This is a genomic window from Thalassotalea sp. Y01, assembly GCF_012932945.1.
In the GTDB taxonomy this organism is placed as follows: Bacteria; Pseudomonadota; Gammaproteobacteria; order Enterobacterales; family Alteromonadaceae; genus Thalassotalea_A.
The window spans coordinates 119,278-134,804 of the sequence record NZ_JABBXG010000005.1 but is presented as its reverse complement, the minus strand read 5'-3'; the positions used below and the strand labels follow the sequence as shown (position 1 = coordinate 134,804).

Annotated in this window: 16 protein-coding genes and 2 tRNA genes; 12 read left to right on the top strand and 6 right to left on the bottom strand. The window is 41.4% G+C overall.

What is annotated here, in order from left to right; all coding sequences use genetic code 11:
• Nucleotides 1-53: 53 nt before the first annotated feature.
• The gene (locus tag HII16_RS08920; protein WP_169129415.1) at nt 54-593 is read left to right on the top strand and encodes an isochorismatase family protein; all 540 of its coding nucleotides are present in this window, start codon (nt 54-56) and stop codon (nt 591-593) included.
• A 42-nt stretch (nt 594-635) separates the two neighbouring features.
• On the opposite strand, the gene rsuA is transcribed toward HII16_RS08920, so the two are convergent.
• The 4 genes from rsuA to HII16_RS08900 all read right to left on the bottom strand — a co-directional run bounded on the left by rsuA (nt 636) and on the right by HII16_RS08900 (nt 2,833).
• Nucleotides 636-1,325 (bottom strand): 16S rRNA pseudouridine(516) synthase RsuA, encoded by a 690-nt coding sequence (gene rsuA, locus HII16_RS08915; protein WP_169129413.1) that lies wholly within the window; start codon nt 1,323-1,325, stop codon nt 636-638.
• A 116-nt stretch (nt 1,326-1,441) separates the two neighbouring features.
• A complete protein-coding gene (locus HII16_RS08910; RefSeq protein ID WP_169129411.1) occupies nt 1,442-1,813 on the bottom strand; it encodes a ribbon-helix-helix domain-containing protein in 372 nt (123 codons plus the stop codon).
• On the bottom strand, nt 1,800-2,468 hold the full coding sequence (locus HII16_RS08905; RefSeq protein ID WP_169129409.1) for an AAA family ATPase: 669 nt from the start codon (nt 2,466-2,468) through the stop codon (nt 1,800-1,802). Before HII16_RS08905 ends, HII16_RS08910 begins: the two co-directional genes overlap by 14 nt.
• A 62-nt stretch (nt 2,469-2,530) precedes the next feature.
• Nucleotides 2,531-2,833, bottom strand: a complete 303-nt coding sequence (locus tag HII16_RS08900; protein WP_135437439.1) for a PilZ domain-containing protein — start codon at nt 2,831-2,833, stop codon at nt 2,531-2,533.
• Nucleotides 2,834-3,056: 223 nt separating this feature from the next.
• Between HII16_RS08900 and HII16_RS08895 the strand changes: the two genes are divergently transcribed.
• Entirely contained in the window at nt 3,057-3,578 is a 522-nt protein-coding gene (locus HII16_RS08895; protein WP_169129407.1) for a gamma carbonic anhydrase family protein, read from the top strand.
• A gap of 159 nt (nt 3,579-3,737) precedes the next feature.
• On the opposite strand, the gene trmB is transcribed toward HII16_RS08895, so the two are convergent.
• Both trmB and HII16_RS08885 read right to left on the bottom strand, forming a co-directional pair.
• Nucleotides 3,738-4,466: a tRNA (guanosine(46)-N7)-methyltransferase TrmB gene (trmB, locus tag HII16_RS08890; protein ID WP_169129405.1), complete on the bottom strand. Its 729-nt coding sequence runs from the start codon at nt 4,464-4,466 to the stop codon at nt 3,738-3,740.
• Between the two features lie 122 nt (nt 4,467-4,588).
• A complete protein-coding gene (locus HII16_RS08885) occupies nt 4,589-4,930 on the bottom strand; it encodes a YggL family protein (RefSeq protein WP_169129403.1) in 342 nt (113 codons plus the stop codon).
• A 280-nt stretch (nt 4,931-5,210) separates the two neighbouring features.
• Between HII16_RS08885 and mutY the strand changes: the two genes are divergently transcribed.
• The 10 genes from mutY (at nt 5,211) to HII16_RS08835 (ending at nt 15,354) form a co-directional block, all read left to right on the top strand.
• The gene (gene mutY / locus HII16_RS08880; RefSeq protein ID WP_169129401.1) at nt 5,211-6,281 is read left to right on the top strand and encodes an A/G-specific adenine glycosylase; all 1,071 of its coding nucleotides are present in this window, start codon (nt 5,211-5,213) and stop codon (nt 6,279-6,281) included.
• A complete protein-coding gene (locus tag HII16_RS08875) occupies nt 6,271-6,543 on the top strand; it encodes an oxidative damage protection protein (protein WP_169129399.1) in 273 nt (90 codons plus the stop codon). Before mutY ends, HII16_RS08875 begins: the two co-directional genes overlap by 11 nt.
• Before the next feature lie 325 nt (nt 6,544-6,868).
• Nucleotides 6,869-6,944: transfer RNA gene (locus HII16_RS08870), tRNA-Phe, on the top strand.
• Between the two features lie 72 nt (nt 6,945-7,016).
• A tRNA-Thr gene (locus HII16_RS08865) sits at nt 7,017-7,092 on the top strand.
• Nucleotides 7,093-7,541: 449 nt separating this feature from the next.
• Entirely contained in the window at nt 7,542-9,674 is a 2,133-nt protein-coding gene (locus tag HII16_RS08860) for a NosR/NirI family protein (protein WP_169129397.1), read from the top strand.
• Nucleotides 9,675-9,722: 48 nt separating this feature from the next.
• Complete coding sequence (gene nosZ / locus HII16_RS08855; protein ID WP_169129395.1) at nt 9,723-11,612, top strand: TAT-dependent nitrous-oxide reductase; 1,890 nt, start codon at nt 9,723-9,725, stop codon at nt 11,610-11,612.
• A 117-nt stretch (nt 11,613-11,729) separates the two neighbouring features.
• Nucleotides 11,730-13,073: a nitrous oxide reductase family maturation protein NosD gene (locus HII16_RS08850; protein ID WP_348981406.1), complete on the top strand. Its 1,344-nt coding sequence runs from the start codon at nt 11,730-11,732 to the stop codon at nt 13,071-13,073.
• A gap of 10 nt (nt 13,074-13,083) precedes the next feature.
• Complete coding sequence (locus HII16_RS08845; RefSeq protein WP_169129393.1) at nt 13,084-14,043, top strand: ABC transporter ATP-binding protein; 960 nt, start codon at nt 13,084-13,086, stop codon at nt 14,041-14,043.
• A 1-nt stretch (nt 14,044) separates the two neighbouring features.
• Nucleotides 14,045-14,860 (top strand): ABC transporter permease subunit, encoded by an 816-nt coding sequence (locus HII16_RS08840; protein WP_169129391.1) that lies wholly within the window; start codon nt 14,045-14,047, stop codon nt 14,858-14,860.
• Nucleotides 14,860-15,354 (top strand): nitrous oxide reductase accessory protein NosL, encoded by a 495-nt coding sequence (locus HII16_RS08835; RefSeq protein ID WP_169129389.1) that lies wholly within the window; start codon nt 14,860-14,862, stop codon nt 15,352-15,354. Before HII16_RS08840 ends, HII16_RS08835 begins: the two co-directional genes overlap by 1 nt.
• Nucleotides 15,355-15,527 lie beyond the last annotated feature (173 nt).

Genomic DNA, 15,527 nt, shown 5'->3' with positions numbered 1-15,527 from the left:
TGCCAATTAATACCTAAACAATTGGCATAACTATATCTACAGGTATCTGCACTATGTTAAAGCCTAATAATACAGCCTTTGTATTGGTGGATGTTCAAGGACGCTTGGCGACTTTGATGTACGACAAACAAAGTTTATTCTCAAATTTGCAAAAGCTGATCAAAAGCCTGCAAATTCTAGGTGTGCCGATTATTTGGCTTGAACAAATGCCACAAGCAATTGGCACAACATCGACGGTTCTCGCCTCGTTGTTACCTAAACAACAACCGATCGTTAAAAGCAGCTTTAGCGCCTGGGCCAATAACGAATTTGTTGATGCCGTTATGGCCAGCGGTGCCAACAGTATTTTAGTGGCAGGAATCGAAGCGCATGTTTGTGTCTATCAAACCGCCACAGATTTATTTGATAATGGTTTTGATGTCGAAGTAATCGCAGACGCAGTATCATCACGATCAAGTGCCAATAAGAATATTGCCTTAACTAAGATGCAGCAATATGGCCTTAAATTAAGCAGTACTGAAATGGCGCTGTTTGAATTAATGGGTAATGCTGAATCCAAAGCATTCAAACAGATCATCAAGATTATTAAATAGCACTTAACTTAATGACAGTAATTAATACTGAGCTAGACCAAGCTAAACCGATGCGATTTCTTGTTCCGTTAAGTAGCGCCATTCGCCCAAACCTAAATCTGGATCGAGCTCTATCTCGCCTATTTGCTCCCGATGTAGGTCCACCACACGATTGCCTATGGCAGCAAACATACGCTTCACCTGATGGTATTTGCCTTCGGTAATGGTCAGCAGCGCTTCTTTTTCCGCTAATATTTCAAGGATTGCCGGTTTGGTAAGGTTCTTTTCATTTTGCAATTGTACGCCGTCTTTAAAGCGCTCTATGGCACTCTCAGGGATTGGTTTCGATGTTTGTACACGATAGCGTTTAGCGCACAACTTTTTCGGTGAGGTAATGCGGTGCGACCATTGACCATCATCAGTAACTAATACCAATCCTGTGGTATCCGCATCAAGACGACCCGCGATGTGCAAATCAAAGGCTCGATCAATTTCTAGCAGGTGTAATACTGACGGGTATAATTCATCGACGTTAGAGCAAATACAATCCATCGGTTTGTGCAACATAATATAACGTGCTTTGGCAAACGACAGCTGCCTGCCATCTAATCGTACGTCAGATTCTTCATACACTTGGGCGCCAGGGTCTTTCTCAATCTCACCGTTTACCTTGATCAAGCCTTGTTTAAGCAGTTTTTTCGCTTCACTGCGGCTTAATTCAGTACAACGGCATATATATTTATCAAGTCTCATGGGCACCAATAAAACAGGCTAGAAAATAAAAAACCGATAATAGCATAAGCTGTTATCGGCTTTAAACAATCTTAACGGTTGTGAGGCTCAACTATTGGTGAGTATGTCGGCGCTCGCTACTTTATATTGGATAATTGCAGTTTGGCCGGGTTATCCTTAAAGAAAAAATTACTGACTAAAATTCTTAAAATACGCGATTTGGCGATTTTAGTATTTTCCGACAACTCATTTAATTGCTCAATAATATCTTCGCTCAAGGTAAAGGTTGCGTGTTTAAAACAGCATTCTTCGGTAGTTTGAGCATTGTTATCACAAGACAACGTGCACGCAATATGATCATTGATCAGCTGCGCCTGCGCCTGAATATCGGCACTAACGATTTGTGGCTGGCCAACGGCGTAGTTAGTCGCGTCATCAATAAATTCATCGACGGTAAAAGTACGTTCAACTCTAGTTTGTGACTTTTTCTTTAGATCAGCCAAACTCATAACTTAGCTCCTGCTTAATTGCCAGCATCTCTTCGGCAATTGAGCGGATTTCACTAGCAGCCTTACCTTTAGGCTCCACTTCAAGTACCGATGTGCCTTTCTCTTCACTATCATCGTAGACATTACGAGAATAAGTGATGGCCTCAAGCACATTAATGCCAAACGAAGCACACACTTCTTTCGCCTCAAGAATACGAGGCGCCTGATTTGGTAATGATGGACATTGCGTTATCACGAACGATGCGATCAATTTTGGGTTTACCATCTTACAGGTGCTCAACATATCTTCCATATGCGGTGCGGTTTTTAAATCCCGACGCTTAGGTCGCATTGGAATGAGTACATGGTCGGCCACAGACATGGATGCACGTAACGCTAGGTTATCCTGACCACCACAGTCAACAATCACATAGTCATAATGCTCATTAAGACTAAGCAGGTCATTACGAATTTTACCGTAAAGCTGAATACAATTAATGGTGGCTAACGCCGGATCATTATTACGTGCCTGAATCCAATCAGATGTGGTACGTTGCGGGTCGCAATCGGCAATTAATACCGACGCTTTTTTATCATTGGCAAGATATACAGCAATATTTTGTGCCAGGCAGCTCTTGCCACTGCCGCCTTTCTCGCCACCTACTAACAAAATCATGGTCAATTTCCTTTAAAGTTTTTTTCGTGGATATGCTTCAGAATAGTCGCCAAACGTGACATTCAAGTCATCTGAAAACCGATGCTGTAAATGGCATCTTTAGTTTCGATACAACGGATAACCTTTGCTTGCAGCGTACGACTTTCAGGATGATCTTCTTGAAATTTAAAATCAACCACAGTGCCAACGGCAATCGGGTAATCATATTCAATGCGTAATCCGCCTTTAGAGAAATCTGCGCAAATACATTTGACTTTATGAGCTTGACCGTCGGCATCTCGCCAGGTCACATTAACGAGCTCACCTTCCATATCAATACGAAAAAATTGACGACGCTCGATTGGCTCTATATTGGTTTCTGACATTCTTATTTTTCCTATAGATTCAATTACTTTTAGCGTGGGGGCAAGTAGGACATCGCTGTCCTGATCACACTATAACAGCAATTTTTTAACAATTACAAATTTTTAATCATTGCAATTTTTTTAGGCTCTGGTCATTATGAACGCCATAAAAATGATAAAAAAAGACCTGCCAAGCCAGTAAAAGTCTTGGCTGACGCGCCTTTTATGGGGATGGAAAATATTCATGATTTACCAAATAGAAGATAAAAAACCGAGCTTTTCAGGCAATAATTTTATTGCCCCTAATGCCGTTGTTATTGGTGACGCCATTATTGAGAAGAACGCCAGCATCTGGTTTAACGTAGTAATTCGTGCCGATAATGACAAAATAGTTATTGGTGAGAACTCTAACATTCAAGATGGCAGTATTTTACACGTTGACCCGGGTCACCCAATGCTCATAGGTGACAACGTTACCGTTGGTCATAAAGTCATGTTACATGGCTGCACAATTGGTGATAACAGCCTAATTGGCATGAATGCGGTAGTATTAAATGGTGCCAAAATCGGCAAAAACTGCATTATTGGTGCCAATGCATTAGTACCAGAAGGAATGGAAGTACCGGATGGTTCTATGGTTTTAGGCAGTCCAGGCAAGGTGGTAAAACAATTGCAAGACAAACACATCAAAATGTTAAAATTTGCCGCGGATCATTATGTTGCTAACGGCGAACGATACAACCTGCACGGTAAAGTGATCGGTTAGTTTTAAGCTACTGATCTATACAAGCTCTTTTACTAGCTGTTATATGAGCTCTTTTAATTAGCCTGCTGTATAAACACTAAAAACATCATCAACAAAAAAGGGCTGGTATTTCTACCAGCCCTTTTTTAATGTACTCAGCAAACATTGCTTTATGGCAATCTAGTCAATTTTTGCGAATTGCAGATCCCAAACACCATGACCTAGGTTTTGGCCACGGTTTTCAAATTTAGTCAACGGGCGAGAGTCAGGACGAGGAACATAGTCACCGTTTTCTGATAAGTTTTTAAAACCCGGCGCACCGCTCATATCATCTAACATACATTCAGCATAGTTTTCCCAATCGGTTGCCATATGAAACACACCACCGACTCTTAACAACTGACGAATACTTTCGATAAACTCAGGCTTTACAATACGACGTTTATGATGACGTGCTTTATGCCATGGATCAGGGAAAAACAGCTGCATCGTATCGATACTGCCATTTGGAATGCAATCAGCGATAATTTCGATGGCATCATGTTCATAAACTCGAAGATTCGTTACGCCTTGTTCTTCTGCTAGAGCCAAACAAGCGCCAACGCCAGGACGATGTACTTCGATACCAATAAAATTGCGTTTAGGGTCATTTTTTGCCATTTCTACCAATGACTTACCCATGCCAAAACCAACTTCTAGAGTAACTGGGTTATCGTTACCAAAAACCGCACTCATCGTCAGCAGACCATCACTATGATTAAGTCCCATGCTATCCCATAAGGTTTCAAGGGCACGCGCTTGACCTTTGGTAAGGCGACCTTCACGTTTAACATAGCTACGCACTTTACGAATGTATTTACCTTCCGATTCGGCTTGCTCTATGGTTTTGTGACCACGTTCTTCGCTCATAAAAGCATTACTCTCTAATTTTAGTGAAATTGGAAATAAAAATCTGAAACGGCGCGTATTATAAAGCCTTACAGGCTAAACTCAACTTTAGTCGCTAGATCATCCACCTCAAGGTCGCCCAATCACGACCACCAAACATCGTACAACTCTGACACGGCCACCGATTTCGCGCCATTATCACTGAGCCAAGTTTCAACAATCTTACGATGCTCGTCTGTGCATTTACCAAGTTTTTGGGTACACACTAGACCATGCCATAATAAATCCCCTTCACCACCATAACCTAGGCCATTGGGCTCAATGGCTTCTTTAAAGAACTTATCAATAAATTGGTCAATCTCATCATTGCTGGTACCTTCAGCAAACGACCAAGCCACATCAAAGCCAAGCTCTTGAAATTCATCGACTCGCAATTTTTTGCGCAGACGTCGACTACGATTTTTGGCTTTATCTAATATGATCATGGTGGCCTCAATGAAATGGGTGGTGAGTATCGTACTGCATAGTTTAGTCAAGCTTTGAGATCATTGGTGATGTTTTCAAGCAAGCTCTGATGGCATGGCTAGCGTTAGATTCAAAGAATAAGGCTTTTTTAACTATGATGATTTCGATACACTGCTTGCTTATGAGTGTTGCGCTTTGCTGTTTGTTTTTTTCTTTTGGTATTACATCGTTAATAAAAATAAACATCAAGCATTCAAAGCCAACATATAAATAGCTTAAATACTTGGTACATCTCTAATTATGTCGTTTAGTGACAAAGTCCTTGGTTGGTACGACGAACAAGGCCGCAAAGACTTGCCTTGGCAACAAGATAAAACACCCTATCGCGTCTGGATTTCTGAAATCATGCTACAGCAAACTCAGGTCGCCACGGTTATTCCCTATTACACCCGTTTTATGAAATCGTTTCCGGATATCATCGCCTTGGCCAACGCCGATGAAGATAGCGTATTGCATCATTGGACTGGGCTTGGTTATTACGCCCGCGCTAGAAATTTACACAAGGCAGCGAAAACGATTCGTGATGATTATCAGGGGCAGTTTCCAACCGATATTGAACAAGTGATCGCCTTACCTGGTATTGGCAAAAGCACCGCGGGTGCTATTTTGTCGTTAAGCTTAGGTCAACATCATCCTATATTAGATGGTAATGTTAAACGCGTTCTTGCCCGTTATAACATGGTCGCAGGCTATCCAGGTTTAGCTAGTTTTGAAAAACAGCTTTGGCAAGTCAGCGAAGATGTCACGCCAATTCAGCGCGTTGATAACTTTAACCAAGCGATGATGGACCTTGGCGCCATGGTTTGTACCCGCTCAAAGCCCGCCTGTGTGGTATGCCCATTAAAACAAAAGTGCCAAGGGTTTTACCATGAACAACAGCAAAACTTTCCCGGTAAAAAACCAAAGAAAGATAAACCGGTTAAATCGACGGTGATGCTGCTGTTAAAAAATCAAGATGAACTGTTGATGTACAAACGTCCATCATCCGGTATCTGGGGTGGTTTATTTAGTTTCTATGAAGTAGACAATGCCGCAGGTATTAACGATAAACTCGATGAACTTGGTTTATTGCCTATTGATAAACAGACATTGAATGAATTTCGTCACACCTTTTCTCATTTCCATTTAGACATTAAACCAGTATTAGTTGAGGTCGAGGTCAACCCAAGCAATGCAAATATTAATGAAAATAACAGCCAGCTTTGGTACCATTTGCGCCAACCAATGAGTGTAGGCTTGGCAGCACCATCAAAAGTGTTGATTGAAAGCTTGCAAAAACAGCCAATGAGTAGAGATCATAATGAGTCGTAAAGTATTTTGTCAGCACTTTAAAAAAGAAGACGATGGCCTGGATTTTCAATTTTATCCCGGTGACATAGGAAAACGTATTTTCGATAACATTGGTAAAGAAGCCTGGGGAATTTGGCAGAAAAAGCAAACCATGCTGATTAACGAACATAAGTTATCTATGATGAATGCCGAGGATCGCACCTTCTTAGAAAAAACCATGGTGGAGTTTTTATTTGAAGGCAAAGAACCCAAAATTGAAGGTTATGTGCCACAAAACAAATAATTTGTCGCAATAAAATCAATAAAGGTCGCTATGGCGGCCTTTTTTATTGCCCTATTGGTTTGCTCAATGTTTTTTACCTTTGACTCATATTTGCTACCTCAACCGCTAAATCTGGTAATTTCACGTCGCGAATTGGCGATAAAATGTAATATTTGCGCTATTTTTCTGCAATTGAAATTTTTTTGCAAAAAAATGGTTGACGAGAGAAAAGAAAAACAGTTTAATAGCGCCCGTCTTCAAGACACATCCAGATAACTCAGTCGGTAGAGCAATTTGGAATGGTATTGAAAATCTTTTTAGGTTTTCTAAATTAAAACCGAAGTTTGCCCAGATAGCTCAGTCGGTAGAGCAGGGGATTGAAAATCCCCGTGTCGGTGGTTCGATTCCGCCTCTGGGCACCATATTTTGAATTAACGATTAAGTTTGTTAATTCGGTGCCAAGATACAATTATGTATCGCACACAGTTTTGTGTGCCGACTTAGCTCAGTTGGTAGAGCAACTGACTTGTAATCAGTAGGTCGCCAGTTCGACTCCGGCAGTCGGCACCATTCATACGATAAAGCCCTAACAGAAATGTTAGGGCTTTTTTGTATTTAACTCGACAACAGAACTTGCTCTTGTTCGACTGCATGGAAGCGAGAGATAGAATAAAGCAGGATGCCTTAAACGATTTGGCAGCATTTATATTAAGCCTTATAAAATCTTGCACTGTTGCTATAATAGAGCGCCCTACCATATTTTCGATAACAATTTTGTGCTACCTTTCTTGTCTTTCTAGTCTTTCTTATATTGTCTTTTTACGGGCCGAGGTTTAACTAAACCAAAGTCCGTCATTAGTGCAAATCTTGTTTATTTTTAAGTACTTCTTTTCAATTAATGTTGATTTAAATCAAGCCGTTTTTTAAACAAGCGACTAAAATAATTTGTTAATATATGGTTAACACAACGATTTACGCATTAATCATATATAAACACCAACAGATTGGGGTTATATGTAATGGTCACTTTGAGACATGCGAAATACCTGTTAGCACAACTATTCATAGCTTGTTTGCTTACTTTTGCTGTTTCTACCCCAAGCTATGCAGTCTTTGTTAGCCCGCCCAAAGAACCGCTACCGTTGATTCAAAAAATATTCCCTAAAACCGCCATTATAAAAGATAAATCAGGAGAAATCCTTCATTGGGTTGTTGAAGATAATGGGGAAATCATTGGCTACGCTTTTGAAACCAATGATATCAATAAAATACCCGCCTATTCTGGTGAGCCCGTTAATATGTTGGTAGCCATAGATAAAGACGGTAACTATCTGGCGACTAAAGTGCTCGAACATCACGAACCAATCATCCTTGCCGGAATCCCTGAAAGTAAATTACATGCCTTTGTTGACCAATACAGTGGTTTAAAAGTCAGTGATCGCCTCAAAGTTGGTGGTAACCAAACCGAAAACATGATTCATCTCGATGGCCTATCTGGGGCAACGGTCACAGTGATGGTAATGAATGTTGCTATAACTCGTTCGGCAACCAAACTGGCTCGACATTTGGGCATCATCAGTGCTAGCTCGCAAGTCATAGTTCCTATGGCAACCATTTTAGGCGATGTATACCAACAATCTGACTGGCAAACCTTGGTTGGTGACGGTTCGCTTCGTTCTTTGTATTTAGACAGAGCAACAGTTGATAAGGCATTTATAGGTACCGAAGCCGAACACATCGACGAGGCAAGCGCAGAACAAAAAGACGATATGTTCACGCAGATATTTTTTGCTCAAGCAAACTTGCCAAACATTGGTAAAAACTTACTGGGCGAAAGTGAATATGCTTGGCTTATGTCTATGCTGCAACCTGGTGAGCACGCCATCATTTTATTAGGCAACGGCTATTCCTTTAAAGGTTCAGGCTATGTCCGAGGCGGTATTTTTGACCGTATTCAAATATTACAAAACGACAATGCTATTTCTTTTCGCGACCTTGATCATCATCGCATCTCTGACATTTACATAGCAGGAGCACCGCAGTTTAAAGAAATGGACCTGTTCATAATTCGTGAACATTTTGAATTTAACCCTGGAGTTGATTGGCAGTTAGAATTACTGGTACGCCGACAACTGGGGGCTATTGACAGCTTATTTACCAGCTTTAAAGGGGATTACCACACCCTAGATCAATACATAGACAGACCTCCTGTTATTGAACCCGAGCCAGAACGGACTTTAATCGAACAAGTATGGTTCGAGAAAAATGTTGAAGTCATCGCCTTAATGATCTTGATGCTGATTTTATTGGCAACCTTATTCTTTCAAGATATTTTGGTGCGACACCCAACATTTATGCATAACTTCAGACACGGGTTTTTAGTGGTCACTGTGGTGTTTATCGGTTGGTCATGGGGTGGCCAACTGTCCGTAGTCAATGTCTTTACGTTCTTGCAAGCCTTTATGAGTGACTTCTCTTGGGATTTATTTTTATTAGACCCGGTTATCTTTATTCTTTGGTGCGCTGCCGCGGTTACAGTGTTGTTATGGGGACGTGCCGTTTATTGCGGTTGGTTATGCCCATTTGGCGCCTTACAAGAATTAATTAATGTTTGTGCAAGATACTTTAAAGTACCGCAGTATGAGTTGCCTTTTGCTGTGCATGAACGCTTATGGGCAATCAAATATTTAATTTTACTTGGCTTATTTGGCTTGTCCTTTGACTCGTTAGCGTTGGCTGAGCAATTTGCCGAAATAGAACCGTTTAAAACCACCTTTTTATTAAAGTTTGATCGTGAGCTGCCTTTTATTCTGTGGGCGTTGTTTTTGTTATTAGTCAACGTGTTTTCTCGAAAAATGTTTTGCCGATACCTATGCCCACTTGGTGCGGCTCTTTCAACGGGTAATAGCCTAAGATTATTCGATTGGTTAAAACGCCGCAAGGAATGTGGCCAACCATGTAAAACGTGCGCCAAGGAATGTGAGATCCAAGCCATACACCCAGACGGTCATATTAATATGCGCGAATGCCACTATTGTCTCGACTGCCAAGTAACCTATTTTAATGAACAAAAATGCCCGCCACTTAAGAAAATGGCCCGAAAAAAACAAAAAGATTTCGGCAAACCAATAACGGCGGTTGAAGTGAGCTAAAACCATGAAGCAGTAAAAACAAATTCATAATCCTTAATGGAGAAGACTATGAGCAATAACGAAAAAGACCTCAAAAGTGACGTAATACAAAGCAAAGACAGACGTAAGTTTTTTGGTAAAACAGCGGCGATAGGCGCCGGCGCTCTGGCTGCACCGATGACAGCGGCAATGTTCGCCAATATGGCAACAGCGCAAGCAGCCGAGGCAAAAAACAGTCCATTTGTTCACCCTGGTGATCTGGATGAGTATTATGGTTTCTGGAGTGGTGGCCATTCAGGTGAAGTAAGAATTCTAGGTATTCCTTCAATGCGCGAGTTAATGCGCATCCCAGTATTCAATACCGACAGTGCAACCGGTTGGGGCACGACCAATGAAAGTAAACGCATAAAAGGTGACAGCGCACATATTATGGCCGGTGACTCGCATCATCCGCATATGAGTATGCAAGACGGTCGCTACGACGGTAAATATGTGTTTATAAATGACAAAGCTAATACTCGTGTTGCTCGGATCCGTTGTGATGTGATGAAAACCGACAAAATGTTGTCGATTCCTAACGCTCATGCTATTCACGGTTTGCGCGTACAAAAAGTACCTTACACAAAATACGTTATTTGTAATGGCGAATATGAAATACCGATGAATAATGACGGTAAGGAATCATTAGAAGATGTCAGTACCTATCGCTCTTTATTTAATGTCGTTGATGCGGAAAAAATGGAAGTAGCCTTTCAAGTTATGGTAGACGGCAACCTAGATAACACCGATGCCGATTACGACGGTAAATATTTCGCTTCAACCTGCTACAACTCAGAAATGGGAATGAACTTAGGAGAGATGATCACCGCTGAACGTGATCATGTAGTGATCTTCAATTTAGCCCGTTGTGAAGCGGCCGTTAAAGCCGGCAACTTTAAAACCTATAACGGCAACGATGTACCGGTGCTTGATGGTCGCAAAGGCTCTGACTTAACGCGATATATTCCAGTACCAAAATCACCACATGGCCTAAACACCTCGTCAGACGGTAAGTATTTTGTCGCCAATGGTAAGCTATCCCCTACCGTATCGATCATTGCTATTGAAAAGTTGGATGATTTATTTGCCGACAAAATCAAACCTCGTGATGCCATTGTTGCGGAGCCAGAATTAGGCTTAGGCCCATTGCATACAGCCTTCGATAACAAAGGCAATGCCTATACGACCTTATTCCTCGATAGCCAAATCGCCAAATGGAATGTTGATGATGCGATTGCAGCTCACAATGGTGAGAAAGTAAATTATATTCGCCAAAAACTCGATGTTCATTACCAACCAGGTCATAACCATACCTCACAGGGTGAAACTCGTGACGCAGATGGCAAATGGTTGGTGTCGCTTTGTAAATTCTCTAAAGACAGATTTTTACCAGTCGGTCCATTGCGCGCTGAAAACGATCAATTGATTGATATCTCTGGCGATGAAATGAAGCTGGTGCATGATGGCCCAACATACGCTGAGCCTCATGACTGTATCATTGTCCATCGCAGTAAAATGAAGCCGAAAAAGCTGTGGACTCGCGATGATCCAATTTTTGCCGATACCATTGCCATGGCTGAAAAAGACGGTGTTAATGTGATGACCGATAATAAAGTCATCCGTGATGGTAAAAAAGTTAGAGTCTATATGACCTCTGTTGCTCCAAATTTCGGCATGACGGAATTTAAAGTAAAACTCGGCGATGAAGTTACTGTTGTCGTCACCAATTTGGATCAAGTAGAAGATGTTACACATGGTTTTTGTATGACCAATCACGGCGTACAAATGGAAATAGGCCCGCAAGCGACAGCCTCTATCACATTTGTCGCCGACAAGCCTGGCGTACAGTGGTACTACTGTAACTGGTTCTGTCATGCGTTGCATATGGAAATGCGCGGTCGTATGTTGGTTCAAGCGTAAACACAACCCTTCATGCGGCTCGACAATATGAGCCGCATAAGGGGTTATACTTGCTTAAATAATAATAAATAAAGAGAGAATTCTTTGCTTTACTGTTGTCGTATTTGTTTGCTGATTATCATTATTTGTCTCGCTGTCAATGACGCGTGGGCTCAGCAATGGCATGTGCTGCCAAAAGATAATCTACAACGCATCCTTGATCAAACTAAAGATGGCGATATTGTCTTATTGAGCAACGCTATATATAGCGGTAATTTTATTATTAATAAAGCCATTACCCTTAAAGGCGTTTCTATCGCTAATAGCACTGGGGATATTGATGGCAGCATCATCGATGCAGGTGGACAAGGGCACGCTCTGCATTTACAACATAGTAACATTCACCTTGAAAATCTCAGTATCATTAACTGGGGTGATGATTTAACCGATCAAAATGCGGGCATTTACTCAGATCAAAAAAGCCACAACATCACGATAAAAAACAATCACTTACAAGGTGATGGTTTTGGCATGTGGCTGCAAAACATTGAGCAGGTAACGGTCGAAGATAATACGGTAATAGGCAACGACACATTGCGTTCGGCTGATAGAGGCAACGGAATACAACTGTCCAATGTAAAAAAAGCTCGCGTGAAGGGAAACAATATTTCCAAAACACGAGATGGATTATATATTATCTCCAGCCAAGATAATGTCCTAGAACACAACACCATGCACAATCTGCGTTATGGCATCCATTATATGTATTCGCACAGCAATAAGGTACTCAATAACCTTGCCTTCAATACCCGTGCCGGATATGCGCTGATGAGCTCGCGCCACTTAACCGTCATCGGTAACCGCACCCAAGATAGCGAAGATTACGGCTTTTTATTAAATTTTATCACCTACTCAACCATCTCTAATAACCAAATCGTCAACGTCTGGACCAAGCCTGAAAACAAAGTACTCGGTCGAGATGGCAAAGGTCTGTTTGTCTATAACTCAGCCTATAACACCATTGCTGATAACCTAATAGACACCACTGAAATAGGCATACATCTTACCGCCGGCTCTGAGTACACCCAGGTGTACAGCAACAGCTTTATTAATAATCCGACACAGGTGAAATACGTATCGAACAAAAAACAAGAATGGAGCAAAGATGGGCAAGGCAATTACTGGAGCAACTACCTTGGTTGGGATATTAATAATGACAACATTGGTGATGTTATTTTTGAGCCAAATGACGGTATTGATAAATTGGTATGGCAATATCCTGAGATGAAAATGTTGATGGACAGCCCTGCAGTTGTTATTTTGCGCTGGGTACAAAAACAATTTCCAGTACTAAAACCACCGGGAGTGAAAGACAGCTTCCCGCTAATGCACTCAAAGCATCAACTACAACGAATACCTAATAGTAAATCCGAACAATCACCCTGCTCACCTACCGAGCCCCAACTGACAGCAAAGCCATAGAAGAACAACTATGAATGAGCCACTGATTTCACTTAAAAACATTGTTAAACGCTATCGAGGCGTAGTCGCCTTAGATGACGTTAGCATGACCCTCAATCAAGGCGAAATTCTTGGCTTGTTTGGCCACAATGGCGCAGGTAAAACCACAATGATGAAGCTTATTTTGGGTATTATCTCCCCTTGTCAGGGGCAAATTAACGTATTGTCGAATCAACCCGATAAAAGTGATGCTTGGCCAATTCGAGCACAAATAGGCTATTTGCCAGAAAATGTCAGCTTTTATGAGCAATTGTCTGGCTTAGAAGTACTCACCTACTTCTCCAAATTGAAAGGCTATGATAAGTCCATGGCGATAAATTTATTAGAGCAAGTTGGCATCAGCCATGCGATGAATCGGAAAGTAAAAACCTATTCAAAAGGTATGCGCCAACGCTTAGGATTAGCTCAAGCGTTTATCGGCAAGCCAAAGCTACTCCTGCTTGATGAGCCAACGGTTGGCTTAGATCCTATTGCCACAGCCGAGTTTTACCAAACAGTCGAACAATTGAAAACACAAGGCTGCAGTATTATTTTATGCTCACATGTATTACGAGGCGTCGAGCAACATATCGATAGAGCAATGATACTATCTGCTGGCAAAGTGCAGGCGGTTGGCAGCTTATCAGCATTGCGTCAGCAAGCAAACTTACCGGTGACGATAAAACCCGTTGGTTTGCGACAACAGTTAAATAACCACCCTGAATTAGCGCAATACGTGCAATGCCATAGGGACAATAACAGCAAAAACAAAGTCACAAATGAAAATGGCGAGGCTACGCTGCTGGTGCCTGAAGATAAAAAGATCGAGGTATTGAAACATCTATTAGCTAATAACGACTTGCACGATTTGTCGTTGCAATCAGCAAGCTTAGATCAGTTATACCAACACTATTCGGCTATAGCGAATCAAAGCAATCAGGAGCACAAATAATATGTCGATGTTTACGGTTGCTAGTAAAGAGTTCAAAGATGGATTGAGAAACCGTTGGTTGATTTCAATCACTGCAATTTTCACCATCTTATCCATTGGTTTAACCTACTTTGGCTCTGCTGTATCAGGAACCCTTGAAGTCGCGTCTCTGTCAACAACCATCGCCAGCTTAGCAAGTCTAACCGTGTTTTTAGTGCCTCTAATAGCGTTATTAGTAAGCTACGATAGTTTCGTAGGCGAACAAGAAAGCGGCACCTTGTTGTTATTGCTCACCTATCCGCTTAGCAAGCCACAATTATTACTAGGCAAGTTCATCGGTCAAGGTGCGATTATCGGGTTAGCAATTTTTTTTGGTTTTGGTAGCTGTGCGCTTATTTTATATAGCCAACATAGCGACATAATTATCCTTTATAGTTTTGCTATCTTTATTGCCAGTGCCATATTACTTGGCTTGAGTTTTACCGCAATCGCTTATTTGATTAGCTTGTCGGTCAACGAAAAATCAAAAGCTGCAGGCTTGGCTTTGATTACTTGGTTTTTATTTGCGTTAGTCTTTGATTTAGCGCTATTGGCATTTTTAGTCGGTGTTGAGCAAGGCATTAGTCAACAAGGTTTAACAAAATTGATGATGCTCAATCCAGCGGATATTTTCAGATTGGTCAATCTTGCGGGCTTAGACAGCGCTGACGTAAATGGCAGTGTCGCAATGGCGGTTAACTCCACCATGTCACAAACATCGTTGTTTTCAGTGCTCACCGCTTGGATTATTTTGCCTCTGAGTTTATCCATTTGGCTGTTAAAGAAGAAAACATTGTAATGAAAACACTATTTTTAACTTTGTACATGTTCATAGCCTCTTTGTTATTGGTCGCTTGTGATAACACTAACCAACAAAAAATGTTACTCACTGCCCACGCTATAGAAAGCGGTGATGAATGTCACTTATGCGGTATGTTAATCAGCGATTATTCTGGACCTAAAGGTCAATTATACCGCAATGACCAAGGAGAAAAGGTGCATAAGTTTTGCTCTACGCGCGATCTATTCAGCTTTTATCTCGACCCAGAAAACACTCGAAACGTCACTGCCATCTTTGTTCATGATATGAGTAAAGCACCATGGGGTGAACCAAATGATAGTTACTTTATTGATGCCAAATCGGCATGGTATGTGGTTGGTTCTAGTCAACTAGGTGCAATGGGGAAAACCTTGGCGAGCTTCAGTCAAAAGCAAGACGCCATTGCTTTTAGCGATAAATTCGGCGGTGAGGTGATAGATTTTAACGCTATTGATTTTAACGCATTGCGTTAAAGCGTTGTGTTAAAACGTTGTTTTATTGCTACAAACCATGCTCACTACTTTATAGCCAGTTAAAACGACGCAAAAGTGCCGCGAAGGCGAACCTAATGCGAAAAACTGGCGCAGTAACAATACTTTTCATATTAGCGGGCATCGAGCAACAGTAATTTTGTGCATTTTACAAA